We start from the raw sequence: 1,169 nt of genomic DNA on the forward strand, positions 1-1,169 counted from the left end.
TTATCCGCGGTTCATCCCGAACTGCAAGGCGATGGATGTTCGTCCCGATCCCGGCGCACGCGGTAAAGACGTGCGCCTGGCCCGGATGACCCTGAGCTTCGGGCCGATCACGCAGGCCTATACGAGCCGGGTGACGACCGACCACGAGGCGCTCACCATCGCCGCCAAGGCAGTGGACGGGCCGTTCGCCTATCTCGACAGCATCTGGACGTTCGAGCCGGAAGGGCAGGGCACACGCGTTCGTTTCGAGATCGACTTCAAGATTTCGAACCCGCTAATCGCGGCCGTAGCCGAGCCGGCCTTTGCGGCCAAGCAGGACGAGATCATGCAGGCCTTTGCCGACGAGGCCGATCGGCGCTACGGCAGCTAAAACCTAGTCTTCGTCGCTTGTCAGAACCTGTAGCACGAGGTTCAAGGCCGCGTTCACCGTTGCCTTGCGCACCTCGTCGCGGCCTATATCGCCAAAGCGGTGTTCGATGACAACGGTTGCAAGGTCGGTGGACACGGCGACGTAGACAAGGCCAACGGGCTTCTTCTCGCTGCCGCCGTCAGGACCCGCGATGCCAGTGGCCGAAACGGCGATGTCCGCTCGGGCGGTATTGCGGGCGCCGTCCGCCATGGCGCGGGCTACCTGGTTGCTAACGGCGCCATAGTCATGGATCAGGCGCTGTGGCACCTGGATCATGCGGGCCTTGGCGGAGTTGGAATAGGTGATGAAACCACCATAGAGCGCAGCCGAAGCGCCGGGGATGTCGGTAAGGGCGGCAGCGATAAGACCGCCCGTACAACTTTCAGCCGTGACGATTGTCTTGTTGCTGTCACGCAGCAGGTCGATGATGCGTTTGCCTAAGCTTACGTCCGAGGGTTTTGGGGCCATTTACTCATCCCTCGGCACTTCGACGCTTGCACTTGCCATGGCCACGATACCTTCCTCCCGCCCGGTAAAGCCGAGCCTCTCACTCGTTGTCGCCTTGACCGCTACGCGATCGGGCTTGATCCCAAGAGTCTCGGCAATCACAGTGCACATCGCCGGAACGTGTTTGGCAATCCTCGGCGCTTCGCAAACGATGGTCACATCGAGATTGACAATTCGGCCGCCGCGTTTTGCGACGAGATCGCCGGCGTGTTTCAGGAAAACCGTCGAGGCCATGCCCCGCCACTGCATATCC

3 protein-coding genes are annotated in these 1,169 nt (G+C 61.6%); 1 reads left to right on the top strand and 2 read right to left on the bottom strand.

Annotated features, from left to right (window positions below; translation table 11 throughout):
• Positions 1-370: SRPBCC family protein (locus J0I64_RS08825; protein WP_291407238.1), on the top strand; the 370-nt coding region annotated here is incomplete at its 5' end.
• Between the two features lie 3 nt (positions 371-373).
• On the opposite strand, the gene J0I64_RS08830 is transcribed toward J0I64_RS08825, so the two are convergent.
• Both J0I64_RS08830 and J0I64_RS08835 read right to left on the bottom strand, forming a co-directional pair.
• Complete coding sequence (locus J0I64_RS08830) at positions 374-877, bottom strand: CinA family protein (protein WP_291407240.1); 504 nt, start codon at positions 875-877, stop codon at positions 374-376.
• The coding region (locus tag J0I64_RS08835; RefSeq protein WP_291407242.1) for a 2-C-methyl-D-erythritol 2,4-cyclodiphosphate synthase at positions 878-1,169 on the bottom strand (292 nt) is incomplete at its 5' end.

The organism is Devosia sp. (assembly GCF_017307565.1).
Taxonomy (GTDB): Bacteria; Pseudomonadota; Alphaproteobacteria; order Rhizobiales; family Devosiaceae; genus Devosia.

Bases quoted from the DNA above. Each gene is read 5' to 3' on its own strand.
- J0I64_RS08830 (WP_291407240.1), bottom strand. From the start codon at position 877: ATGGCCCCAAAACCCTCGGACGTAAGCTTAGGCAAACGCATCATCGAC.